Source organism: Micromonospora sp. NPDC005806 (assembly GCF_042871425.1).
GTDB lineage: Bacteria > Actinomycetota > Actinomycetes > Mycobacteriales > Micromonosporaceae > Micromonospora.
Genome location: NZ_JBIAIL010000046.1, coordinates 1 through 17,891 on the forward strand (window position 1 = coordinate 1; position 17,891 = coordinate 17,891).

The 17,891-nt window shown below is 69.0% G+C and carries 21 protein-coding genes and 1 pseudogene; 14 read left to right on the plus strand and 8 right to left on the minus strand.

Annotation, left to right across the window (positions count from 1 at the left end; all coding sequences use genetic code 11):
* From ACFYOS_RS31175 to ACFYOS_RS31205, 7 genes are all read left to right on the plus strand, one after another.
* Positions 1–138 (plus strand): rhodanese-like domain-containing protein (locus ACFYOS_RS31175; protein WP_387149341.1); only part of this gene is annotated, 138 nt, incomplete at its 5' end.
* Between the two features lie 196 nt (positions 139–334).
* On the plus strand, positions 335–460 hold the full coding sequence (locus ACFYOS_RS31180; protein ID WP_387149356.1) for a hypothetical protein: 126 nt from the start codon (positions 335–337) through the stop codon (positions 458–460).
* A complete protein-coding gene (locus tag ACFYOS_RS31185) occupies positions 418–768 on the plus strand; it encodes a class I SAM-dependent methyltransferase (protein ID WP_387149344.1) in 351 nt (116 codons plus the stop codon). The genes ACFYOS_RS31180 and ACFYOS_RS31185 overlap by 43 nt, the downstream gene beginning before the upstream one ends.
* 246 nt (positions 769–1,014) lie before the next feature.
* Positions 1,015–1,206 (plus strand): hypothetical protein, encoded by a 192-nt coding sequence (locus ACFYOS_RS31190; RefSeq protein WP_387149231.1) that lies wholly within the window; start codon positions 1,015–1,017, stop codon positions 1,204–1,206.
* On the plus strand, positions 1,203–2,519 hold the full coding sequence (locus ACFYOS_RS31195; RefSeq protein ID WP_387149233.1) for an MFS transporter: 1,317 nt from the start codon (positions 1,203–1,205) through the stop codon (positions 2,517–2,519). Before ACFYOS_RS31190 ends, ACFYOS_RS31195 begins: the two co-directional genes overlap by 4 nt.
* Entirely contained in the window at positions 2,516–2,911 is a 396-nt protein-coding gene (locus ACFYOS_RS31200; protein WP_387149235.1) for a hypothetical protein, read from the plus strand. The genes ACFYOS_RS31195 and ACFYOS_RS31200 overlap by 4 nt, the downstream gene beginning before the upstream one ends.
* A 163-nt stretch (positions 2,912–3,074) precedes the next feature.
* Positions 3,075–3,980 carry an NACHT domain-containing protein gene (locus ACFYOS_RS31205; RefSeq protein ID WP_387149237.1) on the plus strand — a complete coding sequence of 302 codons (906 nt, stop codon included), beginning with the start codon at positions 3,075–3,077 and terminating at the stop codon, positions 3,978–3,980.
* A 19-nt stretch (positions 3,981–3,999) separates the two neighbouring features.
* Here the strand turns inward: ACFYOS_RS31205 and ACFYOS_RS31210 are convergent.
* Positions 4,000–4,689: pseudogene (locus ACFYOS_RS31210) on the minus strand (IS6 family transposase).
* Positions 4,690–4,828: 139 nt separating this feature from the next.
* Between ACFYOS_RS31210 and ACFYOS_RS31215 the strand changes: the two are divergent.
* Positions 4,829–5,356, plus strand: coding sequence for a tyrosine-type recombinase/integrase (locus tag ACFYOS_RS31215; RefSeq protein ID WP_387149240.1), 528 nt, complete (start codon positions 4,829–4,831; stop codon positions 5,354–5,356).
* Positions 5,357–5,799: 443 nt separating this feature from the next.
* On the opposite strand, the gene ACFYOS_RS31220 is transcribed toward ACFYOS_RS31215, so the two are convergent.
* The 3 genes from ACFYOS_RS31220 to ACFYOS_RS31230 all read right to left on the minus strand — a co-directional run bounded on the left by ACFYOS_RS31220 (position 5,800) and on the right by ACFYOS_RS31230 (position 8,715).
* A complete protein-coding gene (locus ACFYOS_RS31220) occupies positions 5,800–6,543 on the minus strand; it encodes an integrase core domain-containing protein (protein WP_387149241.1) in 744 nt (247 codons plus the stop codon).
* A gap of 702 nt (positions 6,544–7,245) precedes the next feature.
* Entirely contained in the window at positions 7,246–8,397 is a 1,152-nt protein-coding gene (locus ACFYOS_RS31225) for a hypothetical protein (RefSeq protein WP_387149245.1), read from the minus strand.
* 6 nt (positions 8,398–8,403) lie between these two features.
* Positions 8,404–8,715 carry a hypothetical protein gene (locus ACFYOS_RS31230; protein WP_387149347.1) on the minus strand — a complete coding sequence of 104 codons (312 nt, stop codon included), beginning with the start codon at positions 8,713–8,715 and terminating at the stop codon, positions 8,404–8,406.
* Positions 8,716–8,775: 60 nt separating this feature from the next.
* Between ACFYOS_RS31230 and ACFYOS_RS31235 the strand changes: the two genes are divergently transcribed.
* From ACFYOS_RS31235 to ACFYOS_RS31245, 3 genes are read left to right on the plus strand one after another with little or no spacing between them, the layout of a single operon-like run.
* Positions 8,776–11,124: a DEAD/DEAH box helicase family protein gene (locus ACFYOS_RS31235; protein ID WP_387149247.1), complete on the plus strand. Its 2,349-nt coding sequence runs from the start codon at positions 8,776–8,778 to the stop codon at positions 11,122–11,124.
* Between the two features lie 59 nt (positions 11,125–11,183).
* The gene (locus ACFYOS_RS31240) at positions 11,184–11,750 is read left to right on the plus strand and encodes a hypothetical protein (RefSeq protein WP_387149250.1); all 567 of its coding nucleotides are present in this window, start codon (positions 11,184–11,186) and stop codon (positions 11,748–11,750) included.
* A 2-nt stretch (positions 11,751–11,752) separates the two neighbouring features.
* Positions 11,753–12,436, plus strand: coding sequence for a nucleotidyl transferase AbiEii/AbiGii toxin family protein (locus tag ACFYOS_RS31245; protein WP_387149253.1), 684 nt, complete (start codon positions 11,753–11,755; stop codon positions 12,434–12,436).
* A gap of 329 nt (positions 12,437–12,765) precedes the next feature.
* Here ACFYOS_RS31245 and ACFYOS_RS31250 read toward each other — a convergent pair whose 3' ends face one another.
* The 4 genes from ACFYOS_RS31250 to ACFYOS_RS31265 are packed head-to-tail and all read right to left on the minus strand — an operon-like array spanning position 12,766 to position 14,583.
* Positions 12,766–13,026, minus strand: a complete 261-nt coding sequence (locus tag ACFYOS_RS31250) for a hypothetical protein (RefSeq protein ID WP_387149255.1) — start codon at positions 13,024–13,026, stop codon at positions 12,766–12,768.
* A gap of 46 nt (positions 13,027–13,072) precedes the next feature.
* Entirely contained in the window at positions 13,073–13,480 is a 408-nt protein-coding gene (locus ACFYOS_RS31255; protein WP_387149350.1) for a tyrosine-type recombinase/integrase, read from the minus strand.
* A gap of 36 nt (positions 13,481–13,516) precedes the next feature.
* Positions 13,517–14,008: an integrase core domain-containing protein gene (locus ACFYOS_RS31260; protein WP_387149258.1), complete on the minus strand. Its 492-nt coding sequence runs from the start codon at positions 14,006–14,008 to the stop codon at positions 13,517–13,519.
* The gene (locus ACFYOS_RS31265; RefSeq protein WP_387149261.1) at positions 13,957–14,583 is read right to left on the minus strand and encodes a helix-turn-helix domain-containing protein; all 627 of its coding nucleotides are present in this window, start codon (positions 14,581–14,583) and stop codon (positions 13,957–13,959) included. Before ACFYOS_RS31265 ends, ACFYOS_RS31260 begins: the two co-directional genes overlap by 52 nt.
* Before the next feature lie 338 nt (positions 14,584–14,921).
* On the opposite strand from ACFYOS_RS31265, the gene ACFYOS_RS31270 reads away from it, so the two are divergent.
* The 3 genes from ACFYOS_RS31270 (at position 14,922) to ACFYOS_RS31280 (ending at position 17,821) form a co-directional block, all read left to right on the plus strand.
* Positions 14,922–15,377 (plus strand): VOC family protein, encoded by a 456-nt coding sequence (locus ACFYOS_RS31270; RefSeq protein WP_387149263.1) that lies wholly within the window; start codon positions 14,922–14,924, stop codon positions 15,375–15,377.
* 379 nt (positions 15,378–15,756) lie between these two features.
* The gene (locus ACFYOS_RS31275; protein ID WP_387149266.1) at positions 15,757–15,951 is read left to right on the plus strand and encodes a hypothetical protein; all 195 of its coding nucleotides are present in this window, start codon (positions 15,757–15,759) and stop codon (positions 15,949–15,951) included.
* 400 nt (positions 15,952–16,351) lie between these two features.
* On the plus strand, positions 16,352–17,821 hold the full coding sequence (locus ACFYOS_RS31280; protein WP_387149268.1) for a dihydrolipoyl dehydrogenase family protein: 1,470 nt from the start codon (positions 16,352–16,354) through the stop codon (positions 17,819–17,821).
* The last annotated feature ends 70 nt before the right edge of the window (positions 17,822–17,891 follow it).

Below are 17,891 nucleotides of genomic sequence, written 5' to 3' on the forward strand. Positions count from 1 at the left end.
GTCGTCGTGCACTGCGCCGGCGGCTACCGCTCCTCGGTCGCGGCCAGCCTGCTCCGCGGCGCCGGCCGGGCGGACGTCTCCGACCTGCTCGGCGGATACGGCGCCTGGCAGACCGTGCTCGATCCCGCCGCTGCCTGAGTTCAGCGGCGGATGCCGCGGCGTCGGGTGGCCGCGGGTTCGGCCCGTGGCCACCCACCCCGCGCTCCTTGACAGGCGGCTGCCGCCTCATTCAAAGGTTGCGGGCCGCGCCGCGCCGCGGTCGCTGGTGCTGCACTGGGGGGTGAGCGACGACAGCTGCAGTCATCGAGGCCTTCTGCCAGTCAGGCTGCGGCAGGTGCATCAGTGCAGCGCCCTCGCGTTCCTGCGCGCCGGGCTTACCGTGACCGCGGTCGACTACGCCCCGAAGCGCTCGCGGACCTGCGGCCTGCCGCAGCCGCGGCCGGGTCAGCCGCCCGGCTAAGCACGATCACCCACGACATGCTGCAGCCGCTACCACTCGGAGACGAGACCGTGGACGCCGTCTACAGCCACATGCTGTTCACCATGGCGCTGACCACGCCCCAGTTGGAGGCGCTGTCCGGCGAGGTGCGCCGCGTGCTGCGGCCCGGCGGATTGCATGTCTACACCGTTCGCCACGTCGGTGACGCCAACTACGGCGTCGGCATCAACCACGGCGACGACATGTTCGAGAATGGGGGCTTATTGTCCGCTTCTTCGACCGCCCACTCGTCAACAGGCTCTCCCATGCCTTCACGATGGTCGATGTGACTCCGTTGGAAGTGGGAGGCCTGCCGCGCCGGCTGTGGCGAATCACGCTGCGCCAAGACGACTCAAGATGGCACGGCGGCCGAGGTTAGGTACCCCGGCGGTGCGAACTTGCCTGCCGGCGGGTGGGCGCACCCTGACCTATTCGATCAATCTGTCGGACCGATTCGCAAGCTGCTTCCTCCAATGTTCATTGGGATCGAGAACTTGGTGATGGTTGCCTACAAGCCGGCCTGACGAGGAGACGTGATGACACACCTGACCACGGTGCCGCTGCTCGACGCGGTCCTGCGGAACACGGCCTATCTACTCGATCTCGGCGAGGGACGGTCGACAGGCGCCGCCAACCTGCCCGCTCGGGCCGGCCGCACCGATCTCGCCGTTCTCGCTGGCGGCCGCCGGAGCACCAGAACCAACCGCTTCTCTGAGGTGGGCGTATGAGCCGGGTCGCTGGCGCCGGGACGTCCACCCACCGCCCTATCACCCTGGGCCTGCGGCAAAACGCGGCTCAGTTCGTCCTGCTCGTGGCGGTCAACGCTCTTGTGGGCGGGATGCTCGGGCAGGAGCGCGTTGTCCTGCCACTGCTAGCTACCCAGACGTTTCACCTTGGCGCCTACACCGCTGCCCTGACCTACATCCTCGCGTTCGGCGTCGCCAAGGCCGCGACAAACTACGTCGCCGGCGCCTGGTCGGACCGCTACGGCCGAAAGCCAGTCCTGGTGGCGGGCTGGCTGGTGGCAATGCCGGTTTCGTTGCTGCTGATCTCGGCGCCGAGTTGGGGCTGGATCATCGCGGCGAACGTCCTGCTCGGCATCAGCCAGGGTTTGACCTGGTCCACCACCGTGATCATGAAGATCGACCTGGTCGGGCCGTCCCGGCGTGGGTTCGCGATGGGGCTCAACGAGGCTGCCGGGTACGGCGCCGTCGCCGCGACGGCGCTGACCACCGGGTACCTCGCCGAGGCTTACGGGCTGCGCCCGGCGCCGTTCCTGCTTGGGGTCGCGTTCGCGGCGCTGGGGCTCGGCCTGTCGACGCTCGTGGTCCGGGAGACCCGTGGGCACGCCCGCCTCGAGGCCGCGAGCCACGTGGCCCGCGCCGACGGCCGCCACGACCACCTGCACCATGAACTGAGCGATCGACAGGTGTTTACCCAGACCAGCTTCCGCGAGCCTGCGCTGTCGTCGGCGAGCCAGGCTGGACTGGTGAACAATCTCAACGACGGCCTCGCGTGGGGGCTGTTCCCGGTGCTGTTCGCCGCGGCGGGGCTGTCCGTCGGGCGCATCGGCGTTCTGGCAGCGCTCTACCCGGCGGTCTGGGGTGTCGGGCAGTTGTTCACCGGCGCGCTGTCCGACCGATGGGGACGCAAGTGGTTCATCGCCACCGGCATGTGGGTCCAGGCCGTCGGGCTGGCCCTGGTTGCGGCCGGCGACGCCTTCGCGTTGTGGGCGGTTGCGGCAGTCCTGCTCGGCATCGGAACCGCCATGGTCTACCCGACGCTGCTTGCCTCCATCGGAGACGTCGCCCACCCGGCCTGGCGGGCCCGCTCCGTCGGCATCTACCGGCTGTGGCGCGACGGCGGCTTCGCCGCCGGTGCCCTGCTCGCCGGCGTTGTCGCCGACGCCCTCGGGGAACGGGCCGCCGTCTGGACCGTCGCCGCCCTCACCGCGGCGTCAGGGCTGGTGGTCGCAGTCCGAATGTACGAGACGCGCCAGCAATTGGCTGCGGCAGCAGAACTGCGAGGCGCCGAGGGGTGACCGAGCCCGCCGACGACGCCCTGTTCGCCGAATTCGGCGCCGTGGGTAAGGCTCTGGACTACCCGAAGCGCCTGAAGCTACCGACCCGCTCGCTCTGGGTCCTATATACCCACAAAGGTCAAGAATGCCGGATGCCCCGACGGCAGGGCACGCTACGACGCGGCGGCACGCTCGCCCTTGCTCCAACAAACGCCGGTGCGCTGAACTCGCCCTTCCGCAGTCCCGCCGGAGATGGCGTCCTGGTCATCGCCTGCATTCCCGATTGCCTCGGTCCCGCGCTCGGTTTCGCTGCCAGCCGGCCTCGGGAGGCAGCGGCGAGACTTTTTCGCTTCGTCCGGAAGGAACGGTCGCTAGTCGGGGAGCCGGGAGCGCACGGCAAAGATCAAGTTTGACTGGATCGCTTCGAGGCTGGCCCCCAAGCCGGTCTGCAAGCCAGTGAAGCGCCTTGCCTGCCCCCGGGCGCCTTCAGAATGACCACGTCGGTCTTCCAGACGAGGTCAATCAAGCACGATCAACGAGGCATGGAACGGCCGCAACGCCCTGCGCAGTCTTCGGATGGTGGTTCCCACCGCGGAACGCGACAGCGGAGCGAGCTACGTCGTGGGCCGGGACGAACTGTGCGAACTGATGGTCCAGCGGCTCCGCGACGAGCACCGCCGGCGGCCTCTGCTGCTGGTGGGCGGCATCGGCACTGGCAAGACCGCGACCCTGGTGCGTCTCGCGGAGATGCTGATGGCCACCGACGTCGTGCCGGTCGGGATCGACCTGCGCACCGTCATGGACCCGGCGAAGCTGAACTTCCACCAGCTCGCCCTCGAACAGTTCCAAAAGACGATCGACAGCCAGTTGCACGCCGCCGGCGAGGCCGACAAAGTGTGGCGGCGGCTGTGGCTGGAGAACCGGACCGTCGTGCTGGCCGACGGCTTGGAGGAGGTGCTCGCCGACTCCGGCCAGCCCGCCGACCGGGACAGCTTGCTCCGCGAGGCGGTGCGGGGCGCCGTTCGGCTCCCCCTGGTGGTCGCCTCACGGCCGGACGATCCGCTGCACGGGTTGGACGCGCTGCTGCTGCAACTGGAGCCGCTGTCCACCGGTGCCGCGTTGGAGTACGTACAGACCCGCAGCCACCGCTCGGACGCTGGCCAGCAGTGGGACCGGATCACCGAGCTGGTCAAGGCCGCCGACGTCGCCGACTCACCGTTCTACCTGCGAGTCATCAGCCAGCTCCACGAGGTGGACCGCCTGGACCGGGTCGGGCCGACGGACCAGGGCAGATCCGCGCTGCGCTGGTGTCTGCTCGAGGAGTGGCGGGCTGCCACCGTCGCCGGGGACCTGCACGAGGACTACGGCATGCCGCAGACCGAACGGACAGACGCGATCGAGGTGCTCTCCGCGCTCGCCTGCATCGGGTTACGCGACAACCGGCTGGGCGCCGTTGCGTTATCGGATCGACGGACGTGTTGAACCTATGCCGGCTCCACGGTCAGATCGCGCGGGCGAGTTCAGTGAACGCAGCGGCGACCCGCAGAGCGGGCGGGGCGTCGACGGCGAGTTCGTAGTGTCCGCGGCGCAGGTTCTGCATGAACGCGTGTCCGGCGATGATCACCTGTGCTGTCTTCTCCGTTCACAGCCCGCGCATCGGTCTCAACCGGTGTTTGAGCTGGCTGTGATCAGCCTCGATCGGATTGTTGGCGTACTGCTCGACGTGGTGCCGCGCGGACGGGATCAGCTCGTCGAGGACGCCGGGGTAGATCGCGGCGGCGTCGGTGACCACCTCGGCGGGTGTCGCCTTCAACGTCGACAGCGCCCGTCGGAAGAAGCGCCGGGCCGCGTCGGCGTCACGGCAGGCCGAGACGAGCACGTCGATTACCTGCCCGTACTGGTCCACCGACCGGTACACGTACCGCCACACGCCATTGACCTTGACGTACGTCTCATCGACGAACCACCGGTCACCAGGCGAGTGGCGGCAGAATCGGGCGGCGTCGGCCAGCAGTGGGGTGAACCGCTGCACCCACCGGTAGACCGTGACGTGGTCGACCTCCACGCCGCGCTCGACCAGCAACTCCTCAACGTCCCGATACGACAGGTTGAACCTCAGATACCAGCGCACCGCGACCACGATCACCTCCGGCGGGAACCGAAACCCGGCGAACGCCGACTTCGGAGGCAGCCATGGGCCAGGACGGCTCGATGACTTCACTGCTCAAGCCTGCCTCGATCTTGCCAACGCTCTATGCAACGGTGCCCGTCCGCTTCCCGGCAAGCCCGGACCTCGGCACACCGGCGACCTGGCCGACGTCGTCGACCTCATGCTCGCCACCGGCGCCCGCATCGGTGTGATCCTCGCCCTTCGCTGGGAGGACCTGGATCTCACCGCCGAACGACCCACCCTGACGATCTGCGGCACGCTGGTCTTCGTCAAAGGCCAGGGCTTCTTCCGCCAACCTTGGACCAAGAGCGACGCCGGCTACCGAATGGTCGTCCTGCCTCGATCTGCGGTCGGCATGCTCTTGGCCCGCAAACTCGTCGCCGCCGACAACCTCCATGACGCGATCTTCGCCTCCCGACGGGGCACCTGGCTGTCGCCCAACAACGTCCGTCGCCAGTGGCGCCAGGCCCGCGCCGACGCCGACCTCTCCTGGGTTACCCCCCATACCTTCCGCAAGACCGTGGCCACCCTCATCAAGGAGGAGGCCGACACCAAGAGCGCCGCGGCACAGCTTGGACACTCCAGCGAGGAGGTCACCGACACCTACTACATCGCCAAGCCCGTCCAAGCGCCGGACGTCTCCGGCATCCTTGAGCGACTGAGCGCCAACCCGAACGGACTGCGCTGACCTGCAGCGCACAACGACGCACAACGACGACAAACCTGGTTGCCGCACCGGGTAAGTGGAGGGTTTTCGGGGGAAGGTTCAAATCTCCATAGAAGAAAGTCAAAGCCCTGACCAACGTTTCCGCTGGTCAGGGCTTGCTCTCTGTCGGGACGGCCGGATTTGAACCGACGACCCCTTGACCCCCAGTAGTCATGTGGGCCAGCGGCGTGCTCAAGCATGTTTGCCCAGGTCGCCCTCAGCATAAGTCGGCCGAGTAAAGGAGTCGATGCAACTCCCGGCAGCGCCACCCCTGGTGGTCGCCGTCGCAGAGCGGCATCGGAGGCAGGTCCGCTCAGCATGGGATTCGAGTCGGTGGTCGACACGGACCAAAGGCCCACAACCGATCATCGCGGCTACGACGCTTCCGCTCAGGTAGGTTGTACCGCTCGAAAAGTCGGTCAGAGCTACGCCACCAGGGAGTATTCGTTGATCAGCCCGTTGAGGATTTTCCTGCGGCGCACGCGTGCGGCCGTCAGGTCGACGACCGGTCGTGGCGGTATGTCGGTGGCGTTGGGTGGTTGTTGGCCCCGGGCTTGGTGCGGCCGGTGCTCGTTGTAGTGAGCCACGTACCCGTCGAGGGTGGCCAGGAGGTGTCGCCTGTCGTAGATCAGCAACCGGTCGAGACACTCACGGCGGACCGTGCGGACCCACCGCTCCGCGTGCGCGTTCGCCCGCGGCGCCCGAGGCGGAGTTCGCAGGATCTCGATGCCCTCGGCGATAAAGACCTCGTCGAACGGCGCGATGTACTTGCTGTCACGATCCCGGATCAAGAACCTGAATTGTGCGACTCGGTCGCCGAGGTCCATCAACAGGTTCCGGGCCTGCTGAGTGACCCACTCCCCTGTCGGATGCGTGCTGACACCGAGGACGTGGACGCGCCGGGTCGCGACCTCCATCAGGAACAGGACGTAGATGCGGGTCAGCCCGGTCGTGCCCACGTGCAGGAAATCGCAGGCCAGGACGCCTTTGGCCTGGGCGGTCAGGAACTGGGTCCAGGTCAGCCTGCCGCGCCGCGGAGCCGGGTCAACGCCGGCGCCGGTCAGGATCGTCCACACCGTGCTGGCCGCCACCCGATAGCCGAGCCTGAGCAATTCGCCCTGCACCCGGCGGTGGCCCCAGGTCGGGTTCTCGCGGGCCAGACGCAGCACCAGGGCTCGGATCTCCGCCCGTATCGGCGGGCGCCCGGGCCGTCGTTTCGGGTAGGTCCACTTCCGGGCGACCAGCTCACGATGCCACCGCAGAAGGGTGGCCGGGGTGACGAAGAACGTCGACCAGCGGGAACGAGGCAGCAGCCGCGACAGGGCTGACAGCACCACTCGGTCGGTGAGCTTCAGGTCCGGGCGTGCGACCTGCCGGCGTAGAACCGCGACCTGATGACGTAGCACGAGAATTTCGACGTCCTTGGACCGCTCGCCACGCATGCTTTGGACCATCAGCCGCAGGATCTGACACAAGATCAGGTACCCGAAGGACAGGAACATGCCTGCCACCATGCCCCGCGGTCGACTGGCCGAGCCGCACAAAACCGCACCTCAGAGGCCAGAACCGGATTTCCGAGCGGTACACGATCGGTCGCAAGTCTCCATCCAGTGCTGATACAGCGGTCATCAGCGAGGGCCGGGGCGTCCTACTCCTAGCTGGCCAAGACATCGGCAGCACACACCCTGACAGTCACCCGACCCTCCGGGTCCACCCGGCAAACGACACGGTTCGATATCTGGTTGCGGGTCCGGACGGCCCTCCGGAGTCTGCTGCCATTGGTGTCAGCTGTCCGGGGCGTCCCCGATACGCCGCAGGGGCCTCACGACCTTCCCGCACTCTGGCGACGGTCACCGGGCGGCGAGCCGGCGTCAGGTGTCGAGGCCTGCGAGGTTGAGGCGTTCGAGCAGGCCGGGCTTGCGGGCGTGCATCGCCCGTAGCTCGGCCAGCCGGTCTCGGAACGATGAGGTGTCCCCGTCGCGTTCGCCGAGGTCGCGCAGGTCGACGAGGAGTTGAACTGCGGTGTCGTACTCGCGAGGCTTCTTTGTGGCAATCAAGGTGTCCACCCGCTGCCATGCGGCGGGTTGGTCGACCGCGAGGGTGTCGAGGTGCCGTTGCCGGGCTGCTGTGGCGGACCGTTCCCGGCGAACCCGGTCGCGTTCGCGCTGCTCAGCGTCCCGTCGTTCCCGTTCGGCGCGCAGGTCCGCGGCGGTGGCGAGCAGTTCCCCGGCGGTGCGGGCGGCTGCCGGGGTGGGGGTATCGGTGCGGTGTGCGTCGCGGTAGCGGCGCAGCAGTCGGCTGCGTAGGAGGCTGTCGCCGCCGGTGATCAGGTCGGTCAGGATGGCGTCCTTGTCGCGGGCGGGCAACTGGACGACCCAGGTGCGGAGTTGCGTAGGGGTCGGTTCGTCGGAGGCGGCCGGCGATGATCCGGCCACCCCGGCCGCGATCAGGTCGGGGTCGATGCGCAGGAACTCGGCGACGGCGGTGAGGGGCGCGTCGAGGGTGCCCAGTCCGGCTGGGACGGGCGGTTCGGGCTCGTCGTCGGCGATCTCCTCGGACTGTACGCAGCGCAGCCAGGCCAGGTACAGCAGGCGCAAGTCGGCGGCGGCGAGGCTGGCCCGGACCGGGATGATGGAGGCGAGCAGGCCGTGGCCGTCGAGGTCCCACTCGTCGGTGCCGTCCTCGTCCTCGTCGTGGAGGTCGATGATGACGTGTTTGCCGGCGGTCCACGCGGACGCGCTGTCACTCTGGCAGTACTGGGCGGCGGTGGCCGGGGCGAGCACGTGTTTCGGTAGCCGCAGCATGAGCTGGTGGGTTCCCCAGTTGGCCAGGTACAGGTGGGCGTCGAAGTATCGTTCCATCAGCTTGCGCGGGTCGCCCTTGAAGTTGCCCCACTCGTAGGTGTTCACGAAGCTGGTGGCGGTGATGTCGGCCCGGGTGGACAGCGACCGCAGCTCGGCCTGGTCTCGGGCGGTGAGGGGTCGGTCGACGGTGGTGAATTCGTAGTATTGGTACTCGCTCACCGTGGCCTACCTTCCGGCCCAGTGCCGGTAGGCGTCGATCCACGCGGTGCCGTCCGGCGCGGGGGTGGGTAGCGGCAGGTCGAGGAGGTCGATCCTCTGCCGGTGGCGGCCTCGGGCGCATACCGCGACGATGCTGTCCGCGGTCAGGTCGACCTTCCGCACGGTGACCTCGACGCCGAGGACGGTGGTGGTGAACGGCACCGCCAGATGCTCCTCGATCATGGTGAACAGGCCGGTGAGTTGTTCGTCGTCGCTGTAGGCGTCGACCGTGGCGTCCTCGATCATCGCCTCCAGCGTGGCGTTTGTCTTCGATGCTATCGGCGGAGGATAGCGGACCGGCATCGGGGTGCTCGAAGTCCGATGCGCGAGGATGGTCGCATGGGTTCGGTGGCCGAGTTCGTCGATCTTCGGCGGGAGGTGGAGCGTTTACGGGCGGAGAACGCCCGGCTGGCGCGTCTGCTGGAGCTGCGCGGCCAGGATACGACTGCGGCGCCGGAGCAGTTGTCCGCGCCGGTTGAGCCGCCAGGGCTGGTCACCATGGCTTCGCCGACTCGGGACAAGCTGGCGCTGTTCGCTGACCGGCTCCGGGCCCGGGCCGACGTGTACGCCGTGCGGTGGGACAACGCCCGTACCGGCGCTGCCGGGTGGATGCCCGCGGTCGCCGGCGGTTGGCGTAAGGGTATGGATCGGCGCGGTGCCACCTACCTGCCACGGACGACGGAGGTCGTCGCGGCGCATCTGGTCGGCGACGTGTTCATGGGCCTGTACCCGCTGATGCCTGGCAACACCTGCCACTTCGTCGTGGCCGACTTCGACGGGCCGACGGCGATGCTCGACGCCCTCGCGTACGTGAAGGCGGCGCGGGCCAGCGCGGTGCCGGCCGCGTTGGAGATCTCCCAGTCAGGCCGCGGCGCCCACGTGTGGGTCTTCTTCACCGGCGCTGTTCCCGCGGCCACCGCGCGGGCCGTCGGCACCGTTCTTCTCCGTGAGGCGATGGTGCTGCGCGGGTCGATGGATCTGCGGTCGTACGACCGGCTGTTCCCCAACCAGGACGTGCTGCCCGACGGCGGCTTCGGCAACCTCATCGCCGCACCGCTACAGGGCCGCCGCCGCAAGGACGGACTGACCACGTTCCTCGACCTCGGCACGCTCGAGCCGTACGCCGACCAGTGGGCGTTCCTGTCGACGCTGGACCGGCTCAGCCCCGGCGGCGCCGAGCACGTCGCCCGGCAGGCCAAGCAAGCCGTCACCGGCGCCGACGTCGCCACCATGAGCCGGTCCGCCGCGACCCAGGTCCATCCTCCGCTACCTCCGGTGGTCCACGTGGAGGCCGGCGCCGGGCTGAGCATCGACGCCACCCAACTCACCCCCGCCGCACTGGCGACGTTCAAACACGCTGCCGCCATGGCCAACCCGAAGTTCTACGAGCTGCAGCGACTACGCAAGTCCACCTGGGACACCCCCCGCTTCATCCAGGGCTATGACCTCACCCTCGACGATCACCTGGTCCTCCCGCGGGGCCTGCGGCACACCATCGCCACCATCGTCGAACGCGCCGGGTCGCGGCTGGCCGTCACGGACGCACGAAACTCCGGGACCGAGATCGACGCCGCGTTCACCGCCGAACTCACCGGCAAGCAGGCCAACGCGGTCGGCGCGCTTCTCGCCCACGACGACGGGATCCTGGTCGCCCCACCGGGCTCCGGCAAGACCGTCATGGCCTGCGCTGTGATCGCCGAACGCAACACCTCCGCCCTGGTTCTCGTCGACCGCAAAGCCCTCGCCGACCAGTGGCGCATCCGCGTCGAGCAGTTCCTCGGAATCAAGCCCGGTCAGCTCGGCGGCGGCCGACGCAAGCTCACTGGCACCGTGGACATCGCGCTGCTGCCCTCCCTCGCGCGGCGCGACGACGTCGCCACCCTGACCCAGGGGTACGGGCACGTCATCGTCGACGAATGCCACCACCTCGGCGCCGCAGCCTACGAGCACTCGGTCAAGCGGATCGCCGCGCAGTTCTGGCTCGGCCTCACCGCCACACCCACCCGACGCGACGGCCTCGGCCAACTCGTCACCTGGCAACTCGGACCCGTCCGCCACACCCTGACCGACGAGGAACAAGGCACCCTCGCGGCAGCGATGCACGCCGACGCCGGACCCCGACGAGCACTGTTCATCCACGAGACCACATTCCAGCCCGGCGACGTCGATCTTGACGCGCCCGGCGCGCTCGCCGAGGTGCACCGGCGACTGGCCCTCGACGAGACCCGCAACACCCAGATCGCCGATGATGTCGCCGTAGCCCTGACACGCGGTCGCAACTGTCTCGTCCTGACCCGACGGGTCGCCCAGGTCGAGGCTCTCACCGCTCTGCTCGCCGCACGCGGACACCAGCCGCTCGTGCTCCAAGGCGCGATGAGCACCCGCGAACGGCGGACCATCGTTGACCGGCTCGACGGCGCCAAGGCCGGCGACGGCCTGCTCGTCATCGGCACCACACCGTTCATCGGCGAAGGCTTCGACGCCCCCGCCCTCGACACCCTCTTCCTCGCCGGCCCGATCTCCTACGACGGCCTACTCGTCCAGTGCGCCGGCCGCGTCATCCGCGCCGCGCCCGGCAAGGACCTCGCCGAGGTCCACGACTACCACGACCCGGCCACACCCATCCTCGCCGCCTCACTCCCACGCCGCATGCCCGGATACCGGGCACTCGGCTTCACCCGGACATGAGGGCCCCCGAGCGGCGGAGAAGCCAAGCGCGGTGGGCCTAGCGTGCTAGGCTGACGGTCGTGGGCCGGTTCTCCGAGGATGAGCTGCATGCGGTTGTCTCCCGGTACGAGGCGACGCGGGCGCAGGCGTTGACCGAGCGGGACGAGCAGCTGCGGGCGTTTCATGCGGCCGGCTGGCGGCCGGTGGATCTGCAGCGGGTAACCGGGTACAGCCGGGAGACGATCCGTCAGGCGCTACGACCGGAAGTCCGGCGGGCGACCAACATCAGCCGCCGCAGGACATCACCCCAGCCGCCGGCGGACTACCGGCCCTACGGTGACCGGAGGCCCTACGTGGTGGCCGAAACCCTTGCCGCGCTGCACGGCCCAACCGACGGCACGGTGACGCTTCCGCGTCATCTCGACTGGTCCGGGCACGCCGAGTACGACCTGAACCGGACCGCGCGCCTGGCCAGCATGTACAAGGTGGTGCTCACCGAAGCCAGTACCGTCGAGGATCTGAACACCTGGCTCGATGCCGAGCTCCTCCGGAGGCTCTGGCCCACCCTCTGGCTGCCACCCCAGCTCCGCAAGCGCTGGGAGGAAGCCTTTCCCGAAATCGCCGCCACCCGCAGCAATGCGGCATAGCGGTGGACCCCTTCCACGAACGTCTCGCCCGTACCGGGCTCGGCGCGGCCGATCGATACGGCTTCGCTCTGGCCGGCGGTTACGCGGTGCAGGCCGCCGGGCTTCTGGAGCGACCCAGCGAGGACGTCGACCTGTTCACCGCCTGGGACCGCCGTGAGGAGTTCACCGCCGCGGTCGCCGCCGTCGTGCACGCCTACCGAGACGACGGCCTGACCGTCGAGACCGAGCGGCAGTACGACACGTTCGCCCGGCTGGCTGTCACCGACGGTGTGCGGGTTTCCAAGGTCGAACTCGGTGTGGACTGGCGTGCCAACGAACCGATCCTCATGGCGATCGGACCGGTACTGCACCCCGACGACGCGGTCGCGAACAAGATGAGCGCACTCTACGGACGAGCGTTCGCTCGTGACTTCATCGACATCGACGCCACGCTCCGATCCGGCCGCTACACCCGCGAAACCCTCCTCACGCTCGCCCAGCGCGCCGACCGCGGTTTCGACCGCCGCGTCTTCGCCGACGCTCTCGGACAAGCCACCCAGCTCGACCCTGACGACTTCACCCAGTACGGCGTCGCGGGCCGAGCGCTCGACGATCTCCGTAGCCGCTTCGCCGAATGGCGCCGTGAGCTGCTCGGCGAGGAGGAACCCGCCGAGGATGACTCGGCTCCCGACTCGCGGCAGCGATAAGCCTGCACACGCAGGACCCACAATGTTCCAGCTGATCTTCAGCAAGCGATCGCAGCAAGGCCGCGAAGCGATCGGCACACACAGGCAGAAAACGGAAAGCCGCAGGTCATCAGCCTGCGGACACAAGCGGAGCGTCGGGTTAGGAAACCGTTGCTCATCCTGGGCCACTCAGAGGCGTTCTCAGACATGCCGAAAGTCAAGGATTCGTCGATCTCTACGGAGGCGTCCTAGACCAAGGACGATGGGTCTCCTCAAGCCACACCACCTGCGGAAATACTTGCTGGCCTGGACGACCCTGCCTTGATCCGCTGGGCGTCCTTGACACGCAATCAAGGGTGCTGCGATTTGGTTCGGCGGCGTCGCGCCGCTGCTGACTTCTCGGCGAGATGCAGCATGTACGCGGTCCGCGCGTGCTTCGCCATGACGGCCCGGACCTCCTCCGGGAGCACGCCCTCGGGGTCCGCCTGGCGTTCGAACCGGTCCAGGAACGCCTTGGTGCCCGAGGAGGTCCGGGCCGTACGGTCGGCGGTGTTGGCCCAGGAGACGTGTGCGGCGATACGGGCACGACGGCGACGCTGCTCCGGTGTCATGCCCGCCCCTCCCCCACATCTGGCCGCTTGCGGCTTCTTCTCGTGGTCAGACACGTTCGCCGATCCCCATCCGTGCCTGGACCTGCTGAGCACGCTCCGCTGCGGCGCTGGCCCCGTAGTGGCGCGGCATGTCGTCGGAAGTCCAGCCGAGCAGCAGCATCAAGTCCCCGGTGTCTCCCCCGGCCAGCTTCCACTCGTGCGCGTACGTGTGTCGCCACCGGTGGGCGTGCACGTCGCTGACCCCGGCGCGGAGACCACGCCGGCTCAGCATGAGCTTGATGCCGTTGGCGGACAGCGGCTGCGCGCCGCGTACGGCCAACCACAGGTCGGGCAGTCCGAAACCGCGGTGGCTGCCGCGGACCCGCAGGTAGCGGCTGACCGCCCGAGCGGTCTTGGGGCCGATGCGGACGCGGCGGTCTTTGGCGCCCTTGCCGTGATAGCGAACCGAGTCCAGGGAGAGGTCGGTGTGGGGCTCGTAAAGCCGGTTTGGCTACGCTGCCTGCGAATACTCGTTGATCAGCCCGCCGAGGATCGGGCGCCGTCGGACCCTGGCGGCGGTCAAGGCACTGACTCCCGACGTCGGGTTGGGCGGCTGCTGGCCGAGCGACCGATGTGGGCGGTGGCTGTTGTAGTGGGCCGTGTACTCGGTCAGGACGGCCGCGAGGTGGCGCTCGCCGACGATGAGTATCCGGTCGGCGCATTCCCGGCGTACGGTGCCCACCCGTCGTTCGGCGAACGCGTTCGCCCGGGGTGCCTGCGGTGGCGTCTTGATCACGTCGATACCTTCGGCGGCGAACACCCCGTCGAAGACGGCGGTGAACTTCGTATCCCGGTCGCGGAGCAGGAACCGCAAACCAGCAGCATGCTGATCGAGGTCCATCAGCAAATTTCGCGCCTGCTGCGCCACCCAGGCGCCGGTCGGATGCGCGGTCACCCCGACGACGTGGACCTCGCGGGTGGCGATCTCCACGAAGAACAGCATGTAGATCCGCTTGAGCAACACCGTGTCGACCCGTGAAGAAATCGCCACGCCAGGATCGTGTGCGCCTGGGCGGTCAGGAACTGCTGCCAGGTCGGTCCGGACCGGCGTGGTGCCGGGTCGATCCCGGCCCGGTGGAGGATCTTCCATACCGTACTGGCCGCCACCTGATGCCCGAGGTTGAGCAGTTCGCCTTGAATCCGGCGGTGCCCCCACGTCGGGTTCTCCGCCGCGAGTCGCAGCACCAGGTCACGGACCTGCTTGTCGACAGGTGGCCGGCCGGGTCGTGCGTGCGGGTGCGTCCAGCGCCGGGCGACCAGCTCACGGTGCCACCGCAGCAGCGTGGCCGGGGTGACGAAGAACGCCGACCAACGGTGGCGGGGCAGCAGCCGCGACAACACTGCCAGCACCACCCGGTCGGCGGGTTGCAGGTCGGGGCGGTGCACCTGACGGCGCAGCACCGTCACCTGGTGGCGGAGCACCAGGATCTCCACATCCTTGGCCCCACCGTCGCCGGCGATCTGGGACAACATCTGCAGGATCTGGCGAAGCAGCAGGTACAGCAACGACGCGCTCATGGCCACGAGCATGACGGCTGCGCAGGACTCGAGCTCGCACAGAACCGCACTTCAGAGAGCCGAGCCGAGTATTCGAGCCCCACAGGGTCACGGACCCTCGCGACGGACATCCGACCAGCACAACCTCCGGATCCTCCCGTGACATAGCCCAATCGGGGGTAACGTCCGGCGGTAGGAACAGCGGCGGAAGTCGCCGCTCCCGGTCCTCGATCACAGGGGCGTTGATCCGGCCTTGGTGACTGATGGCCGGCGGGAGCCCGGGTGGCCCGGGGCCAGGACCAAAGGGTTCCCGCCGTCGGACAGAACACCGCAGACAGGACGGACAAGGAGTGGGTACGATGCACGTCAATCTTGAGGTGGTCACGATCCCGGTATCGGATGTCGACAGGGGGCTGGAGTTCTACCGGGATCGCCTGGGCTGGCGACTGGACGCAGACATCAAGGTCGGCGACGACGTCCGCGTCGTGCAACTGACCCCGACTGGTGACGGCCATACGTCCATCGTGTTCGGCAAAGGCCTGCCGATAGCCGCTGCACCAGGGTCGATGCGGCACCTAGAGCTGGTGACCTCCGACATCGTGGCCACACGGGAGGAACTGGTCCAGCGGGGCGTCGACATCACCGAGGTCTACCACGGCCCCGGCAGCCCTTTCTGGCCCGAGACGCGCCAACCCGGCCCCGACCCCGAACGTAAGAGCTACAACTCGCACGCCTCATTCCAGGACCCGGACGGAAACGGCTGGACGCTGCAGGAGGTCACTACCCGCATGCCGGGTCGCGAGGCCCGTTCGTGACATTACAAGCCGCGTCCTTGCTCCACCACCTACCGCCTGCCTCACACATGTCGATTTTCGACTACGCCCGGGCCGAGTAAAGGAGTCGTCGCACCACTCCCCCGCCAACATCGACTTCCCCGCCGTCAGCCAGACGAGCAGCGCGTGACTTCCCGCCGGCTGTCGTGGGAGTTCATGTCGGAGGGGGGGACACGGACCGAAGCCCCACCGATGACGATGAGCGCAACCCTGAAGCTCCCGCAAGTCTAGCCGTTGACGCGCACCCGGCCCGGCCGCGGCGGCGACGTGTGGATGACGACGACGGGGGCCACAGCTCGTCGTCTCGGACATCGAGGAGGCCCGCGCGGAGCTCGTCGGTCGCGGCATCGAGGTGAGCGAGGTGTTCCACGATGCCGGCGGGACCGTGTACCACGGCCACGACGCCGGAGACGGCGTCCACCGCGCCGGCGGCCAGGCGCGGATCGCCGGCCCGCACCCCACCCGTGCCGACTACGGCTCCTTCGCCACCTTCAGCGACCCGGACGGCAACGGCTGGGTACTCCAGGAGGTCAAGAAGCGGGCCCCCGGCCGCTGACACCACCTCAGTCACCGAGGGCGCGACGGGCCGGGCGCAGCCTACGTGGCGGCCGGCCCGTTCCGCCCTCGGTGCGACACCGGCGCCGGACCGCTGCCGCCGGGGCGCCCTCCGCGCCCCAAGCTTGACCACAGCCATACGCCGTACCGTGCCGCACAGCTGGGCCGACCGGGGACGGGCACAACGGCGCCCAGCCGAGATCCAGGCCCGGGTCACGGCCCTCCCTCGGCGACCCGAGGCGCGACCTCGGGCACCGTCGCCGGCACGCAGCGGCATCAGCGGGCGCTTCGGTGGCGGGCCGGCGTACCGCAGACACGACCAGGGAGCCTCGGCCCGGCAGCCCCGCTTCTGCGGAAGCCGCAGTCTAGACAGAGTCTCAGACGCAGTCATGGAGGAAGCGGTGACGAACGAGGCACCCCGCACCTACGACGTGGTCGTCATCGGCGCGGGCCCGGTCGGCGAGAACGTGGCCGACCGGGCCCGCGCCGCCGGGCTCAGCACCGTGATCGTGGAGCGCGAACTGCTCGGCGGCGAATGCTCGTACTGGGCCTGCGAGCCCAGCAAGGCGCTGCTACGGCCGGTGCTGGCACGCGCCGACGCCCGCCGCGTCCCCGGGCTGCGCCAGGCAGCGGCCGGGCCGCTGGACGTCGAGGCGGTCCTCGCGCACCGTGACAAGATGTCCGCGTACTGGAACGACGAGAACCAGGTCGACTGGCTGAACGCAGTCTCCGTCGACCTGATACGCGGCCACGGCCGGCTCGACGGCCCCCGCCAGGTGGCGGTGCAGACCCCTGACGGCGACACCGTCCGGCTGACCGCACGGCACGCCGTCGCCATCTGCACCGGCACCAGCGCGGCCCTGCCCGACACACCCGGACTCAAGACCGTACGCCCCTGGACCAGCCGTGAGGCCACCAGCGCCGACCACGTACCAGGCCGTCTCGCCATCGTCGGCGGCGGCGTGGTGGCCGTCGAGATGGCAACCGCCTGGCAGGCGCTCGGCGCCCAGGTGACCATGCTGGTCCGCGGCGACGCCGGACTACTGCCGAGGATGGAGCCGTTCGCCGGCGAACTGGTCGCGGACGGGCTTCGCGAAGCCGGCGTCGACATCCGGTTCGGGGCCTCTGTGACATACGTCGCGCGCGAGGACGGCGAGGTGCGGATGACGCTGGCCGACGGCGCAGAACTGGCCGCCGACGAGATCCTGTTCGCCACGGGCCGAGCCCCGCGGACGGCGGACCTCGGCCTGGAAACCGTCGGTCTCACCGCGGGCGACTGGCTGACCGTCGACGACACCGGCCGGGTGACCGCCGTCGCCGACGGCTGGCTCTACGCCGCCGGCGATGTCAACCACCGGGCACTGCTGACCCATCAGGGGAAGTACCAGGCCCGGATCGTCGGCGCCGCCATCGGCGCCCGCGCCAAGGGAGAGCCGGTCGACGACGCCAGGTGGGGCGCGCACGCCACGACCGCCGACGGCGCGGCCGTGCCGCAGGTCGTCTTCACCGACCCGGAGGTCGCGTCCGTCGGCCTGACCACGCGCGAGGCGGAACGGAACGGACGCCGGGTCGAGGTGGTCGACTACGACATCGCACGCGTCGCGGGCGCCCACCAGTACGCCGAGGGCTATCGCGGCCAGGCCCGCATGCTGGTCGATGTGGACCGCGGCACGGTGGCGGGGGTCACCTTCGTCGGGCCCGGCGTCGGGGAACTGCTGCACTCGGCCACCATCACGGTCGCAGGCGAAGTGCCGGTGGAACGGCTCTGGCATGCCGTGCCCGCGTTCCCGACGATCAGTGAGGTCTGGCTGAGGCTGCTGGAGACCTACCGGGGCCGCCAGCAGGATCAAATGCTGCCGCCGGAAGCTTGAGTTGTTGCCGGCTCTGTTCGATCGTCTGCTCCGCCGCCGCCACATCTCCGCTGAAGGCCGCCGCCGCGCC